13 protein-coding genes and 1 riboswitch are annotated in these 15,197 nt (G+C 41.7%); of the genes, 6 read left to right on the top strand and 7 right to left on the bottom strand.

Features of this window, described 5'->3' with window-relative positions; genetic code table 11:
- Nucleotides 1–352: 352 nt before the first annotated feature.
- Nucleotides 353–460, top strand: a riboswitch (SAM riboswitch).
- Nucleotides 461–529: 69 nt separating this feature from the next.
- On the top strand, nt 530–1,348 hold the full coding sequence (locus ABEQ24_RS04805; RefSeq protein ID WP_430005710.1) for a MetQ/NlpA family ABC transporter substrate-binding protein: 819 nt from the start codon (nt 530–532) through the stop codon (nt 1,346–1,348).
- 168 nt (nt 1,349–1,516) lie between these two features.
- On the opposite strand, the gene ABEQ24_RS04800 is transcribed toward ABEQ24_RS04805, so the two are convergent.
- The 6 genes from ABEQ24_RS04800 to ABEQ24_RS04775 all read right to left on the bottom strand — a co-directional run bounded on the left by ABEQ24_RS04800 (nt 1,517) and on the right by ABEQ24_RS04775 (nt 7,886).
- Entirely contained in the window at nt 1,517–2,989 is a 1,473-nt protein-coding gene (locus tag ABEQ24_RS04800; RefSeq protein ID WP_430005709.1) for a phytoene desaturase family protein, read from the bottom strand.
- A gap of 27 nt (nt 2,990–3,016) precedes the next feature.
- The gene (locus ABEQ24_RS04795; RefSeq protein ID WP_430005708.1) at nt 3,017–3,676 is read right to left on the bottom strand and encodes a lysophospholipid acyltransferase family protein; all 660 of its coding nucleotides are present in this window, start codon (nt 3,674–3,676) and stop codon (nt 3,017–3,019) included.
- On the bottom strand, nt 3,660–4,430 hold the full coding sequence (locus ABEQ24_RS04790) for a carotenoid biosynthesis protein (protein WP_430005707.1): 771 nt from the start codon (nt 4,428–4,430) through the stop codon (nt 3,660–3,662). Before ABEQ24_RS04790 ends, ABEQ24_RS04795 begins: the two co-directional genes overlap by 17 nt.
- 145 nt (nt 4,431–4,575) lie before the next feature.
- On the bottom strand, nt 4,576–4,761 hold the full coding sequence (locus ABEQ24_RS04785; protein WP_430005706.1) for a hypothetical protein: 186 nt from the start codon (nt 4,759–4,761) through the stop codon (nt 4,576–4,578).
- Nucleotides 4,762–4,985: 224 nt separating this feature from the next.
- Nucleotides 4,986–6,269 (bottom strand): ammonium transporter, encoded by a 1,284-nt coding sequence (locus ABEQ24_RS04780; RefSeq protein ID WP_430005705.1) that lies wholly within the window; start codon nt 6,267–6,269, stop codon nt 4,986–4,988.
- 255 nt (nt 6,270–6,524) lie between these two features.
- The gene (locus tag ABEQ24_RS04775) at nt 6,525–7,886 is read right to left on the bottom strand and encodes an MATE family efflux transporter (protein ID WP_430005704.1); all 1,362 of its coding nucleotides are present in this window, start codon (nt 7,884–7,886) and stop codon (nt 6,525–6,527) included.
- Between the two features lie 124 nt (nt 7,887–8,010).
- Between ABEQ24_RS04775 and ABEQ24_RS04770 the strand changes: the two genes are divergently transcribed.
- Together ABEQ24_RS04770 and ABEQ24_RS04765 are read left to right on the top strand one after the other, a co-directional pair.
- Complete coding sequence (locus ABEQ24_RS04770) at nt 8,011–8,874, top strand: helix-turn-helix transcriptional regulator (protein WP_430005703.1); 864 nt, start codon at nt 8,011–8,013, stop codon at nt 8,872–8,874.
- A gap of 64 nt (nt 8,875–8,938) precedes the next feature.
- On the top strand, nt 8,939–9,259 hold the full coding sequence (locus tag ABEQ24_RS04765; protein WP_309190700.1) for a 2Fe-2S iron-sulfur cluster-binding protein: 321 nt from the start codon (nt 8,939–8,941) through the stop codon (nt 9,257–9,259).
- Nucleotides 9,260–9,303: 44 nt separating this feature from the next.
- Here ABEQ24_RS04765 and ABEQ24_RS04760 read toward each other — a convergent pair whose 3' ends face one another.
- On the bottom strand, nt 9,304–11,073 hold the full coding sequence (locus ABEQ24_RS04760; protein ID WP_430005702.1) for a glycoside hydrolase family 13 protein: 1,770 nt from the start codon (nt 11,071–11,073) through the stop codon (nt 9,304–9,306).
- 393 nt (nt 11,074–11,466) lie between these two features.
- Here ABEQ24_RS04760 and ABEQ24_RS04755 point away from each other — a divergent pair, with 393 nt between their 5' ends.
- The 3 genes from ABEQ24_RS04755 (at nt 11,467) to ABEQ24_RS04745 (ending at nt 15,123) form a co-directional block, all read left to right on the top strand.
- Nucleotides 11,467–12,771: a sugar ABC transporter substrate-binding protein gene (locus ABEQ24_RS04755; protein WP_430005701.1), complete on the top strand. Its 1,305-nt coding sequence runs from the start codon at nt 11,467–11,469 to the stop codon at nt 12,769–12,771.
- Between the two features lie 214 nt (nt 12,772–12,985).
- Complete coding sequence (locus ABEQ24_RS04750; protein ID WP_430005700.1) at nt 12,986–14,287, top strand: carbohydrate ABC transporter permease; 1,302 nt, start codon at nt 12,986–12,988, stop codon at nt 14,285–14,287.
- Nucleotides 14,287–15,123 (top strand): sugar ABC transporter permease, encoded by an 837-nt coding sequence (locus ABEQ24_RS04745; RefSeq protein WP_430005716.1) that lies wholly within the window; start codon nt 14,287–14,289, stop codon nt 15,121–15,123. Before ABEQ24_RS04750 ends, ABEQ24_RS04745 begins: the two co-directional genes overlap by 1 nt.
- The last annotated feature ends 74 nt before the right edge of the window (nt 15,124–15,197 follow it).

Genomic DNA, 15,197 nt, shown 5'->3' with positions numbered 1-15,197 from the left:
TTAGCAGCACAAACTTGGTCGGGTATAAAGGGGAAAGTGTTGTAAAAGGAGTTTAGCAGCACAAACTTGGTCGGGTATAAAGGGGAAAGTGTTGTAAAAGGAGTTTAGCAGCACAAACTTGGTCGGGAATAAAGGGGAAAGTGTTGTAAAAGGAGTTTAGCAGCACAAACTTGATTAATTAGCAAAGCAAAGTGCGGTAAAAGCAGTTTACCCGACCTGATAGCTGAACCACGGTCTTCATTGGAACAATGATTATTAGCAATTTTATATCTCACTATTTTGATTATTCTAAAATAGCGATTGACAGATTGAAATATACAGTATAAGATTACGTTATTCAAATTTAATAGCTAGCTTATCAAGAGAGACTGAGGGAACAGGCCCTGCGAAGTCCGGCAACCTCCTTAAATGGAACGGTGCTAAATCCTGCAGAATGATTGTTCATTCTGGAAGATAAGTCGTCATACATACGATTCCTCTTTCTGAATGAAAGGGGAATTTTTTGTGTGGAAAAATAGGAGGAGAAAGAATGAAAAAATTAGTTTTAGCCCTTATTGTACTCGTTATGGGAGTTTTATCTGCATGCGGAGCAGAAGGAGCAGATGGAGAAAAGAAAAAGATCAAAATTGGAGCTTCAGCAGGACCTTACACAGATATGGTTGAACTGGCCATCAAACCGGGGCTTGAGCAAAAAGGCTACGAGGTTGAGGTTGTTCAGTTTAACGATTACATTCAGCCAAATCAGGCGCTGGGCAATGATGAGCTTGATGCCAATCTGTTTCAGCATAAAATCTATATGGAAACTTTTGCAAAACAAAGCAAATTGGATTTATCTGAAGTGATTACAGTGCCTACTGCACCTATGGGAATCTATTCTAATAAAGTCAATTCACTCAGTGAAGTGAAGGAGGGCGCGACTGTCGCCATTCCGAATGACCCAACCAACGCAGCGCGTGCTCTTCAGATTTTGAAAGATGGAGGATTAGTCGAGCTGGATGAAGATGTGAGTCCGATCCAGGTATCTGAAAAAGATGTGATTGAAAATCCGAAAAAATTAACATTCGTGCCTGTAGAAGCTGCCCAATTGCCAAGAGCAGTGGAGGATACAGACTTGTCTGCAGTACCGGGGAATTTTGCTTTAGCCGCGAAAATGAATCTTGCAGATGCCGTTAAGCTTGAGGAAATGAATGATGTGCACCGCAACCGCGTCGTGATGAATACGAAAGATGCAGATTCAGAGATTGCTGAAGATATAAAAGAAGTTGTTCAATCTGAAGGGTTTGAAAAAGCGATTGATAAAGATTTTGCAGGCTTTGGAAAGCCTGAATGGATGGAAGTGAAGCAATAGAGAGAAAGGAGATCCTTGCAGTACTGCCACATTTAACGAAGGAAAGCTTGAAAAGTGGCGTCATTCTCCAAAGAGCAGCCACTTTTTGTTGGAGCACGGTCCCAAAAGAAGCGGCTGTCCAATAAGTCAGTAAGAATGCCTTTTGGACAGCCGCGCTCTTGAAGCCGTTCAATATCTTTTTGCTAAAGCCTCACCGACATTGATTCCGCTTAATGTTACCATTGGCGAACCTCCGCCTGGATGCGTGCTTCCGCCGACGAAGGAGAGATTCTTAATATCTTTTGCAAAGTTGCCTGGGCGGAGAAAGGCATCAATTTTCCTGTTGGCAGATATGCCATACAGTGCCCCGCGGTATGCCCCAAACGTATTTGATATCTCAAGCGGAGTGATAATGCGCTCACATGCAAGATGGCCGCGAATCTGCACGCCTTTTTTTTCCAATAAATCGTAAATCCGTTCTTTGTAGTCTTCTTCGTTAATAACAAGCGTGCCTTCTTTAGTCAGCGCAGGAGCATTGACAAGGATAAACAGATTGTCTCCATGCGGGGAAACAGTACGGTCACTATAAGAAGAATTGCTGATATAGATGGTAGGAGATCCGCTGTATTGCTGATTTGCAAACAATTCACGGAACTCTGTTTCATAGTTCTCTGAAAAAAAGACGTTATGGTGGAGCAACTGCGAATTGCGAATCGTTAATCCTGCCAGAATGACGAATGCTGAGATGGACGGCTGGTAGCGGTCTCGTTTAGCTGTGGTGAAATTTGGCCGATCCTGTTCGCGGACGAGATTTGGGTAAGCTTCAAGCAAGTCGGCATTCATGACAAATTCATCTGCCGCAATTCTTTGTCCGTCTGAGAGCAATACGCAGTTCGCTCGCTTATTCTCAACATCTATTTTCTTAACTTCACTGTTAAAATGAAACTGAACCCCGAGTTTCTCAGCTATTGTCAAATATGCTTCAGCAATTTTCACATTGCCGCCTTTGACATAAAAGACTCCCTGTAAAAGCTCCAAATAGGCAATCATAGCAAATGTGGCAGGTGAAATATAAGGTGAGGAGCCAATATAAGTCGCATAACGGTCAAGTGCTTTTATAATGTCAGGATTTTTAAAATAACGGCTGAAAAAATGATGCATGGATTCAAGGGGTCTTACCTTGAGAAGAGCAGTTCCAAGAGAAGGAGACAAATAGTCTGTAAAAGATTCAAACATCTTCGGGAAAAAATGAGTTTCTGACAATTTGTAGAGTCTTGTAATCTCTTTTAAAAATGAATCATAGTGTTCAAAAGCAAAAGGATCTAAGGACTCAAGCTGTTTTTTCATGGCTTTCGCCCGGCTTGAAAAATCAAACACGTCACCGTTTTCAAATACATTACGTGTATGAACATCAAGTTGTTTCATTTCAATATAATCCTGCATCTTTTCGCCGGCAATCGAAAAAACACGCTCAAATACTTGCGGCATTGTAATCGTATTTGGGCCGAAATCAAAATGATAGTCTCCCAGATCCACCGGCATCAATTTTCCTCCGGCGTGACCGTTTTTCTCAAATACATCCACCGTGAAACCCCGGCTTGCAAGTGTGATTGCAGCGGATAATCCGCCTAAGCCGGCTCCAATAACAACTGCTTTTTTCATGCTTAACGTCCTTTCTGACACTGTAAGCTATAAAATATTAACAAAGTTTTTTGTATCTTGATCCATGACCTGCTGTTTTAAAACATCGAGTTCTTTTGTAAACAAGCATTCGAAATATTCGTTTTTTTCCTTGCGTGAGCTTCCTTCAAGCTGGTCATAAAAGAGGGGAGGCAATATTCGCACGAAAATATCCTGTTTTTTTTGATTGCCAAATGAGTAGTAAAACAGCATAGGCAAAATGGGGACATCTTTATTTTTCTCAAGCAGGGAAATCGCGCCAGGCAAGAATCCGAGCGGCCTTTTCTCAAGATGTAATTCATCGCCCTGCGGAAACAGACAGACGGATTTGTTTTCACCCAGCTTGGTTTTTGCATATTGAAGAGAAAGCACAATGTCTTTTGGTTTATTGCGGTCTATTGAGAAAGCACCCAATTTTTTAAAGAATGGAAACTGGATGAGGCCTTTTTCATGCATCATGATATAAATATCGTGTTTAAGCTTAGCCTGATTGCAATGAAAAAGCAGCAATCCGTCCCACCATGTGCTGTGGTTCATGCAAATGACGGCCTGCTCGGGAATATTTGCACAGCTGTCCGTATAGATGCCGTTAAAATGACGTTTAAACAGCATGCGATTATAGATGAAAAAAAGTTTTTCAAAGTATGGTTTTTTAGCGGCTTCGATCATGTGTAAACCTCTTCAGTGAAAGATAATAGCCTGCCAGAGCTATGGCTGTAAGCAATGATGCCATAATGACAGCAAGCCAAAGCTGATTGATCAGCGCAAGCAGGATAAACATAGCCTGAATCAATCCAAAAACAAGAATCATTCTGCTGTGCCAAAGATTATAGGTTGTCATTTCTTTATGTACAATAAAGTAGATGGCGAAATGAAGAATGAATGCCACGATAAACCAGCCTGCAAAATTTGAAAATGGAATATTGTAATAGAAGCTTTCAGCCTGCCAGACCCAATATTCTTTCACTTCATATGCGACTGGATCAATGATTAAATCCATCAGGACTGCGAGAAATGATCCGATCAGCACGTAAACGATGACATTCTGATTGTAAGCAATTACTTTTGCCAGCGCATGGGAAGAAGCAATAACCATCAGCCATGCAAATCCGATCGCAATCGGTACGCCAATCAGCTTCGGACCAAAATCCTGAGTATAATAATAATCTCCGAAAAGAATTCCGTACTCTACCCCAAGATGTTCAGCAAAAATGGAAAAAAACACGATTAGTGCAGATATGGCAAACCCTTTCTTCCGGCCGTAGGAGCGAATAAAATAAATGCCGCCGATGATTCCCGCTGCAATTAAAAAGACAACATTCGCCCATTCAAGGGCAGGCGGAAGAATATCAAAGCTAAGCAAAATAACGCCGCATGCATACCAAAAAAGAAAAAAATAATAGATGGATTGATCGAGTTTCATATTTTTTCGCACCTCTCTCTACTTTGATTATAGGAGACAGGATAGTGATTCACAAGAATGCATGCGCTGTTCATAAAAAAGCACTGCGGGAGAACCGCAGTGCTTTTGGCAAAACATGATTTGCTGGGAGGGGGGTCCAGCACACTCATGGCTTATAGGCTGGAACAGTCGGCTCCGCTTTTCGGTGTTGTCCAGCTCCGCCTCCTAGTCCCTCGGCCAGAACGGCTCCGTCTGTAAAGGCAAAAAGCGCCTTTTCAGCCGGATCCTTATCTGTCTGTCGGGCCTGACCAGTCGGTTCCGCTTTTCGGTGTTGTCTAGCTCCATCGCCCAACTCCTCGGCCAGAACGGCTCCGCCAGTAAAGGCAAAAAGCGCCTTTTCTGTCGGATCCTTATCTGTCTGTCGGAGCTAAACGGGGCGATTCCGCTTTTCGGTGTTGTCCAGCTCCGCCTCCTAGTCCCTCGGCCAGAACGGCTCCGTCTGTAAAGGCAAAAAGCGCCTTTTCAGCCGGATCCTTATCTGTCTGTCAGGCCTGAACAGTCGGCTCCGCTTTTCTATTAAGCAGTAGTCTTCTTGCCTGTGCTGTTTTCTTTTGCAGCTTCGAATGATTCTGGGTAGCCGTAGCTTCCGTGCTCACTCATATCCAAGCCGATCATTTCTTCTTCTTCTGTTACTCGGATTGTGCCCATCACTTGTTTCATCACTTTCAAGATAATGTAGGAGATGACAAACGCGTAAGCGGCGCATGATAGGATGCCAATCGCTTGAACCCCAAGCTGAGTGAAGCCCCCGCCGTAGAATAATCCAGCTAAACCGCCGTTTCGTTCTGCAAGCTCCGGAGTTGCAAAGAATCCGGTTGATAATGTTCCCCAAATTCCCGCAGCACCATGAACGGACAAGGCGAAGATCGGATCATCAATTTTGGCTTTATCAAATAGCTTCATGCTGAAGTAAACAATGATTCCTCCGACTAATCCAATAACAACTGCTGCCCATGGAGCAACAAACGCACAAGACGCTGTTATGGCTACAAGGCCTGCAAGTGCACCATTCAAGGTCGTTGGAATATCTGCTTTACCTGTCATCATGCGAACCACAATCATTGCAGCAACTGCACCTGCAGCAGCGGCAAGCTGAGTGTTTAATGCTACATAGCCGAAGAATCCGTCAGAGACGCCGAATGTGCTTCCTGCATTAAAACCAAACCATCCAACCCACAGAATCAAAACACCTAAAGCTGTGAACACTTGGTTGTGACCTGACAATTGATTCATTGTTCCGTCTTTCCCGTATTTTCCAAGCCTTGGTTTTAAGACAATTGTTGCTGCAAGTGCTGCCATAGCACCAGTTAAATGGACAACAGTGGAACCTGCAAAGTCTTGCTTGCCTAAATCCTTCAGCCAGCCTGCGCCCCAGATCCAGTGTGCGACGACAGGATAAACAAGAGCTGAAAATAGAACGGCAAAGATAACGTAGGCAGACAATTTAGCACGCTCTGCAAAGCCTCCAAAGGCAATGGTCAGTGCAATGGCTGCAAATGCCAGCTGGAAAAAGAAATCAACGGATGTCGCTAATCCGCCGTCAGCAGGTGATGAGTCACCGTAAAAGAAACTTGATAGGCCGATAAATTTATTTCCATCTCCATAAATAAACCCATAGCCGACAGCCCAGAAGACTAGAGAAGCAATTCCGATTGTGAAGATCGTCTTGCCGGCGATGTGGCCGGCATTTTTCATTCGGGTAGAACCGGCTTCAAGCAGTATAAAGCCTCCTTGCATAAGCAACACCAGTATACCTGCAATAATGACCCACAAATTGTCCATTAACACTACCGCATCCATAAAAACACGCTCCTTCTTTTTTGTTTTCGAATAACAAATAAATAAGACCAAAGACAGAGAGAAGACCAAAAGTGATGTTAGGTAATATAACACTTGTTGTTATGTTTATTATCATATGGCATGAATATGCAGAAATCAAGCATTTTTCTGAAAATTTAAATAAAAAATTTAGGACTTCCAGCCTACTGTGAAATGAAGCGTTTTCTTATCGTGTTAATTTATCTTACATAAAAAACCTGGCTGTGTTAGCCAGGTTCAGGAAACAGCATTTGATTGTAAAATAAATCCTTTGTTCACCCACACTTTTGACTTCCAGCGGATGAGCATCAATACTCCCCTGAGCCACTCATCTGCGATAAATGCCATCCAAATGCCTGCAAGACCATATTCAAAGTGAATGCCTAGTAGATAAGCCAGCGGGACACTGATGCCCCACATGGATAAAATACCCATATAGACGGGGAACTTAACATCGCCTGCTGCTCTCAGTGCGCTGATAATAATCAGGTTAAAAGCTCTGCCTGGTTCAAGAATAATCGTCAGCAGCAGCAGGGAGGCGCCGATTTGCAGAATTTCCTGATTGTCTGTGAAAATACCAAACAAGCTATCTGAGAAAATGCTGAAAATGATTGCAATAACAGCAGACATGCCAATTCCCCAGTATAAAGATCTCATGCATCGTTCATATGCTTTCTTGTATTCTCTCGCACCTGCCATTTGTCCGACAAGGATTTGATTTCCCTGGCTGATGGCTAGACTGAAAAGGAAGATGAACATCATCAGGTTCTGTGCGTACACTTTTGTTGTCAGTGCTTCGGCGCCAAGCATGGTGATGAAGACTGTGATGACGATTTGAGATCCATTGTATGATAAATGTTCGCCAGCAGAAGGAACGCCGATTTTCAGAAGGTTTTTAAGATGTGCAGCAGGCAGTTTAAATACATCCTGCAATTTTGTTTCAAACGAAATCCTTTTAACGAGCAGATATGAAATGGCAATCAGTCCGATGAATCTGGATGTGACTGTTGAGATAGCAACCCCTTCAACGCCAAGAACCGGCAATCCGAAAGGTCCATAGATAAAAATGTAATTTCCAATAACATTCAGTATATTCATCCCGATCGTGATATACATCGTATCTTTTGTGAAACCGTAGCTTTTCAAGATTGCTCCGATTGTCATGATCAAAGCCTGAATAAAGCAAAATCCGCCTACTAAACGAAGATAAGATTCTGCTTCAGGGAGCAGAGAGGCTGGAAGGTTCATCATAGTCAGCATCGATTCACTGAACACAATGACGATTAATCCGATGACAACCCCGAGGATCAGATTGGCTGCAATGGATACTTGAGATATCTCAAGTGCGCTCTTGCGGTTGCCCGCCCCGACATTTTGTGTAATCAGCACAATTGTTCCAGTTGCAATGAAGCCGAACATCACAATCAGAATATTCAAAATCTGATTGGCGACGCCTACTGCAGCTACAGATTCATCGGAGTATTGGCTGAGCATTAGAGTATCGGCATTTCCCATAAGCATATGTAAAAATAATTCAATGAAAATCGGCCATGTAAGAGCAAATAATGTCAATTTTCGATCTTTTAATTTATGAGCCAAATAAGACATTCCCTTCTGTAAAACACATATAAAATCATTACTAGTTTACAGAGGATCTTATATAATAAAAAGAGATGATTACGATCATTTTTGTAAATATACGACCTGAAAAAAGGAGGACAGTATGACATACATCGGTTTTGATATTCCTCCATTTCCTGTTTTTATTAAAGGAGGGGATGCGATATTTAAAAAGGGAACCAAACATTTTAAACGTGTCTTCACAGTGTTTGACCTTATTTATGTCCAGTCAGGAGAGCTTTATATGACAGAGCATGATCGTTCATTTACAATTAAAGAGGGACAATATGTGATTTTAATCCCTGGTTTGGAGCATTATGGCCATAAAAGCTGCGGGAAAGATACAAGGGTTTTCTGGACTCATTTTAAAATGGCCGGAGATTTCTCTCTTCATGATCAAGGAAATGAAAATTGGTCTGAGGTACAGATTGTTGATGGTGATTTCGTAGAGCCCTCCAGATTTCATTTTAAAATTCCTGCTTTTGGAGAATGCATACATAAGGATTTTGTCGAAAAAATCTTTGATAATCTGGTCAGCATGAATCACCAGACACCTGATTATCCGTTAAGACAGCAAATTTACTTTGAAGAATTGATCCTTCACCTGCAAAAAGAGTCGCTGCAAATTCCAAGCGCTGCCGAAAAAGTAGTAGAGGAAACACTCAGGTATTTAAGAAAGCATTACAAAGAAGAAATTAAAATGGAGGACTTTGCAAGAGAATTGCATTTCCACCCCGATTACATTACCCGCTGCATGCAGAAAACGATGGGCGTCACGCCTGTTCAGTACTTAAATCAATACCGGATTGAGCAGGCTAAGCGGCTGCTCCGGACGGCTGACCATAAAATTTCATCGGTTGCTAAAGAAGTCGGAATTTTGGATGCTGCTTACTTTACAAAAGTATTTAAACGTTTAGAAGGGGTTTCGCCGCTTGAGTATCGAAAGATAGTATCAAGAAAGAAATAAAGATTGGGTTAGAATGAAGGGGAATAGGTCAGGATGATACTACAAATTAATGGAGGAGATCGAAATGCCGACAATACACGTTCCGGGAAAAGGGTCATTTGAAGCCGAAATGGGAAGAAAACTGGTACTTGCACTTGAGGATAACGGAATTGATATTCTGCACCGCTGCGGGGGAAAAGCCAAATGCACATCCTGCCGGGTTGAAATCCTTGAAGGTGATTTTGAAGATGTTACAAATGCAGAGAAAAATGCTTTTGCTGAAAAAGGTGTGGAGGACCATTTGCGGTTATCTTGCCAAATCCGTGTAAATGGAGACATCACCTGCAGGCCGATTATGACAGTAGAGAGCAGGGGCATTGATGCGGGTCCGCGCCCTGAAGAGTGAAAAAACAGCCCTGGAGAGGATTCCGGGGCTGTTTTTTCATTTACTTATTTTTCAGTCAAATAGAATGCCATCTCAAAAGGCTTCACTGTTACAGTTAGATTCTTAGAATGGGCGGCATATTCTTTTCCTGTGAGCAAATCAATTAATTTTGTATCTTTTAATTCAAATGGGAGTACTATACTTAATTCGTTTTCGGAATTATTAAGGACAGCAATCATTTTTTGTGCTTCATTCTGTTTTGTAAAAATAACATGATTGGTTTCATCGTTTGCTTCGACAAATGTAATATCTCCTCCATTACCGAATACAGGATATTGTTTGCGGAGGCCAATCAGCTTTTTCACATAATTGAAAAGTTCGCGGTCCTGCTTGTCCTCATCCCAGATCATGCATTTGCGGCAGCCTGGATCCTGTTCCCCGTCCATGCCGATTTCATCTCCATAATAAATGCAGGGCGAGCCGATAAAGCTTAACTGATAGGCAAACAGCAGCTTCAGTTTTGCTTTGGAGTGATTTGCTGTATTTAAAATGCGCGGTGTATCATGGCTTCCGAGTAAATTGAATGCCACTTCATTGACGTTTTTCGGATAAGAGTGGAGCACGCTTTCCATAATATTCACAAATTCCTTTGCCCTTACTTTATCATTGGCAATAAAATTCATTGTCCCTGTTGTAAACGGATAGTTCATCACGGCATCAAACTGGTCTCCCAAAAGCCATGGCATTGAATCATGCCAAATTTCACCTAAGATATAAACATCTTCTTTTTCTGCGCGGACAGCCTGTCTGAATTCACGCCAGAATTGATGATCTACTTCATTGGCAACATCGAGTCTCCATCCGTCAATGTCAAACTCGCGAACCCAGTAGCGCCCTACTTCAAGCAAGTACTCCTTCACTTCAGGATGCTCGGTATTCAGTTTCGGCATGCTCTCAACGAATGCGAATGCATCATAGTTTAATGAATCATCTTCATTTTTAAGCGGGAACTGATGGATATGGAACCAGTCTATAAACTTGGAATCCATTCCATGTTCGAGTACATCCTGGAATTGAGGGAAGTAATAGCCGCTGTGATTGAAAACCGCATCAAGCATGATTTTAATTCCGTTGTCATGACACGTTTGCACAAGTCGTTTAAACGTCTCTTTATCGCCAAATTGAGGATCGAGCTCCATGTAGTCGATTGTGTCATATTTGTGATTGGAATGCGCCTTAAAAACGGGTGTGAAATAAAGACCGCTTATACCTAATTCTTTCAGATAATCGATATTTTTGATAACGCCTTCAAAATCCCCGCCAAAGAAATTGCCGCTTGTCGGCTCCGTGCTGCCCCAGTCCAGAGTACCTTCTGGATTAATAGAAGAATCTCCGTTGGCAAACCTTTCAGGGAAAATTTGATACCAGACTGTATCCTTGACCCATTCTGGTGCTTTAAAAACATCAGCCTTGTTCAAAAAAGGAAACGCAAAATAGGGAGCCGTGTCATCAGTTGTGATTTCACTCATAAACCCTTTTTCCGTATAAATAAGCTTTTCGTCTCCGGAAGACAGCTCAAATCCGTACCGCATCCGGCGGTATTCAGGTTTAACAGCGGCAAACCAGTAATCAAACAGATCGTCCGAACCGCTTTTATGCATCGGTTCAAGTTTGTAGTGCCAGCCTTTTTCGCTCCATTCATATGGATCGCCATGAATCAGACAGACAGCGGAAGCATCATTCTTTTTTGTGCGAAGCCTGAGGTGCATGGTTTTTTCATCATAAGCATAGGCAAATTGATTTTTGGGGCGGTGATAGATTGCTTCTTTTAACAAGTTGTTCACTCTCTTTCATAAGGTAAATTGAGGATAACGGCGAAACCGGCAGGATAAAAGCTGAACCAGAAAGTGTGACTATTATCCTATTCTATTGATCACCCTGAATCGCCAGATTATAGAATATGACCTCATTATAAAACATCAGGAAAACGTTTGCATATATTTTTAAAAATATATTGACTTTTAATTCTCTCAAACTTAAAATAAAAATTAGTTAATAGGGAAAACGTTTGCACAACTGTTCTCACGAATCATTCACCCTTTTTTTTGAGAACAATCGGAAGCGTTTTCACTTTTGAACTATGAGACTTTGGTTTCAGTTGTGCGGATTGCCTCTGGGCACTAAGTACAATGAAATAGATTACAACAAAAATAAAAGGTGGGGAAATGATGAGAAAGATTTTATCTTTATCTCTAATTGCATTACTGATGTTTGTTATGGTTGCTTGCAGCAAGCCTAGCAGCTCAGAGCCGGCAAAAACAGAAGGCGGCGACAAAGAGGGCGGTAAAAAGACAGAAGAAGCAGTAGATTTAGAGCCTGAAGAAGGCGCAAAATTAGTTCTTTGGGATAACGCGGATTCAGAAGCTGAATGGGCATCTTATGTAGCAGAAGAATTCACAAAGAAATACGATATCCCGGTTGAAGTACAAGAAGTAAACCACGTTGACGCTGCTGGAAAGCTTGAAGTTGACGGACCTGCCGGACTTGGAGCTGACGTATTCCACGCACCTCATGACCACGTAGGAAACATGGTAAAAGCTGGACTTATTTATGAAAACGTTTTAGCTGATGAGTATAAAGAAAAATTCCTTCCTGCTGCAATCAGCGGTACTTCTTACACTGAAGAAGGCGGCGAATCTACTCTTTACGGATTCCCTATGGCAATTGAAACATACGCACTTTATTACAACAAAGATTTAGTAGACAAGCCTGCAGAAACATTTGACGAAATTTTTGAGCAATCTAAAGGATTTGCTGGAGACGGCAAATACGGCTTCATGATGGAGCCTGCAAACTTCTACTTTGCACATGCATTCTTCGCTGGATACGGCGGTTACATCTTCGGAAATGACAACACAGATGCATCTGATCTTGGAATTAACAATGAAGGCGCTGTTGCTTCAGGTGAATTCATGCAGCGCATGAACAAAGAACTGCTTCCATTGAAAAAAGAAGATATTACTGGTGACTTAATCAGTTCTTTCTTTAACGATAACAAATTAATGTACCGCATCTCTGGTCCATGGGATATCAAAAACCATGAAGAAGCAGGCATCAACTTCGGTATTGCTCCGCTTCCTAAATTAGATAACGGCGAAACTCCAAAAAGTTTCTCTGGAATCAAAGCTTACTATGTAAACTCTTACTCAAAGTATCCTAAAGCTGCTACTTTATTAGCACAATTTGCTACAAGCACAGAAATGCTTGAAAAACGTTTTGAAATGACTGGACAGCTTCCTCCTCAAACAGAATTGATTGAAAGCGATGCGATCCAAAACGACGAAGTTGCTTCTGCATTCCTTGAACAGGCTGAATCAGCACTTCCAATGCCAAATATCCCTGAAATGCAATCTGTATGGGGACCAATGGAAACTGCTTATACAACAATGTGGAACGACGGAACTGAACCTAAAAAGGCACTTGACGCAGCACTTCAGCAAATTGAGGATGCTATCTCTTCACAAACGAAGTAATAGTCAGTCTGAGCCGATACCTTTGGTATTGGCTCAACTTTTATCCTTTATTGGCAGGCAGCAGCCTCTACCTCTATGCGGATGGAATGCATGGGACAGAGGTGCAGGCTAACTGCCCGTAAATGGGGACAGCAAAGGGACGATGGGGTAATAAGCAAGAAGAATTTTCTCTAGGAAGACACAACTTTCAATCAACGTGAGGAGGCCTGGCATAATGCGCGGACCAGCTAGAATAGGTGCATTACTATCATTTTTACTAATGGGGCTTGGACAGATCTACCACCGTCAATATCTTAAAGGGATTTTATTTATTCTTTTAGAAGTTTACCTCTTGGTATTCTGGTCTTTGCCGTTCAGATATGCAATGTGGGGATTAACAACACTTGGCGACACCCCGCAGACAAGAAATGGATTTACAGTCGTGCAAGGCGATCACTCCATATTCTTAATGATCGAAGGGATCATTTTCTTAATCTCCTTCCTGCTTTTCATCTGGGTTTACTACTTAAACGTTCGTGATGCATACAAAGTAGGCAAAATGCGCGAGCGCGGCATTAAGCCTAATACAGCTAAACAAACACTGGTAAATGTATGGGAAAACGGGTTCCCTTACATCCTTTTAACACCATCTATTCTATTTACAATGTTTTTAACGATTCTTCCTCTGTTATTTGGAGTTATGATTGCCTTTACAAACTATTCAGGTCCAAATCATCTGCCGCCAAAGGCATTGGTGGATTGGGTAGGATTTGATACATTCTTAAACCTTTTCCAATTAAAAACATGGAGCACTACGTTCTACGGAGTTTTCGGCTGGACGGTCCTGTGGGCGATTTTATCAACAGCGACTACGTTCTTCCTTGGATTGATCTTTGCCGTTCTGATCAATCATAAAGGCATTAAGCTTAAGCGTTTATGGCGCAGCATTTACATTCTGCCATGGGCGATTCCGCAATTTGTCAGCATTTTGATTTTCAGAAATATTTTCAACGGAGAATTTGGGCCGCTGAATCAATATATTAAAGCGCTTGGCCTTGAAGCTATTCCGTGGCTGTCAGATCCAATGTGGGCAAAAGTTACGCTTGTAACAGTAAATATGTGGTTTGGATTCCCGTTCTGGATGGTTCTTATGAGCGGTGTAATGACGACAATTGATAAAGAAATGTTTGAAGCGGCAGATGTTGACGGAGCAACACCTTGGAGCAAATTCTGGAAGATTACTATGCCGATTGTTATGTTCTCAACTGCTCCGCTCCTTATCATGAGCTTTGCAGGGAACTTCAATAACTTCAACATTATCTACCTATTAACTCAAGGTAATCCTGTTAACGTGAATTACAGCTATGCCGGATCAACGGATATCCTGATCAGCTGGATTTATAAAATGACGCTTGAGCAAAGTCAATTTGCTACAGCTTCTGTCGTATCGATCTTAATCTTTATCGTAGTTGCAACTCTTTCTATCTGGAACTTCAGAAAAACAAAAGCATTTAAGGAAGAGGATATGATGTCATGATGAATAAAAAATTTACTGATAAACTCGTCGTTGGCTTTATATACGCCATATTGATCATTACAGCGATTCTTGTCCTGTATCCTGTCTATTTCATCCTGATTGGATCATTAAATCCAGGGGATTCACTGTTTGCAACAAAGCTTATTCCAGAAGCTTTAAGTCTTGACCACTATCGTTACTTATTTGAGGAAACAAAATATTTAACATGGTACAAAAATACGTTTAAAATTGCATTCTTCAACATGGTTATTTCAACATTCCTTGTTGTAACAGCAGCATATGCGTTTTCACGCTTCCGTTTTCCGGGCCGCAAACAAGGTTTAATGGCGATGCTTGTCCTGCAAATGTTCCCAAGTTTCATGGGAATGATCGCGATCTACATTCTCCTTCTTCAAATCGGATTGTTGGACAATCACTGGGGTCTTATCTTAGTGTATGCAGGCGGATCGATTCCGTTTGGAGCATGGCTTGTTAAAGGATACTTTGATGGCCTTCCAAGAAGCTTAGAAGAAGCGGCAAAAATCGACGGTGCCAGTCATACTACGATTTTCTTTAAAATCATGATGCCATTGTCAAAGCCTATCTTAGTATTTATTGCTGTAAATAACTTTATCGGTCCTTGGATGGACTTCATTTTCGCCCGTCTGATCCTTCGCTCAAACGAAAATAAAACACTTGCAGTCGGTCTATTTGAATTCGTAACGGGCAGAACGAGCACTCAATTTACAACGTTCGCAGCGGGAGCAGTTCTGGTAGCAGTTCCAATCACTATTTTATTCTTGCTTTTCCAAAAGTATATTGTTGAAGGATTAACGGCTGGTGCGAATAAAGGGTAAGATCCGGAAATCGATTTCATATTGAATTAACAGACATAGTTTAATAGTCTTATACGTAAAGCTGTCTCGAATCC

The sequence above is a fragment of the Metabacillus idriensis genome (genome assembly GCF_050483325.1).
In the GTDB taxonomy this organism is placed as follows: Bacteria; Bacillota; Bacilli; order Bacillales; family Bacillaceae; genus Bacillus_P; species Bacillus_P idriensis_A.
The sequence above is the reverse complement of the archived record's forward strand: the minus strand, read 5'-3'. Positions and strand labels throughout refer to the sequence as shown.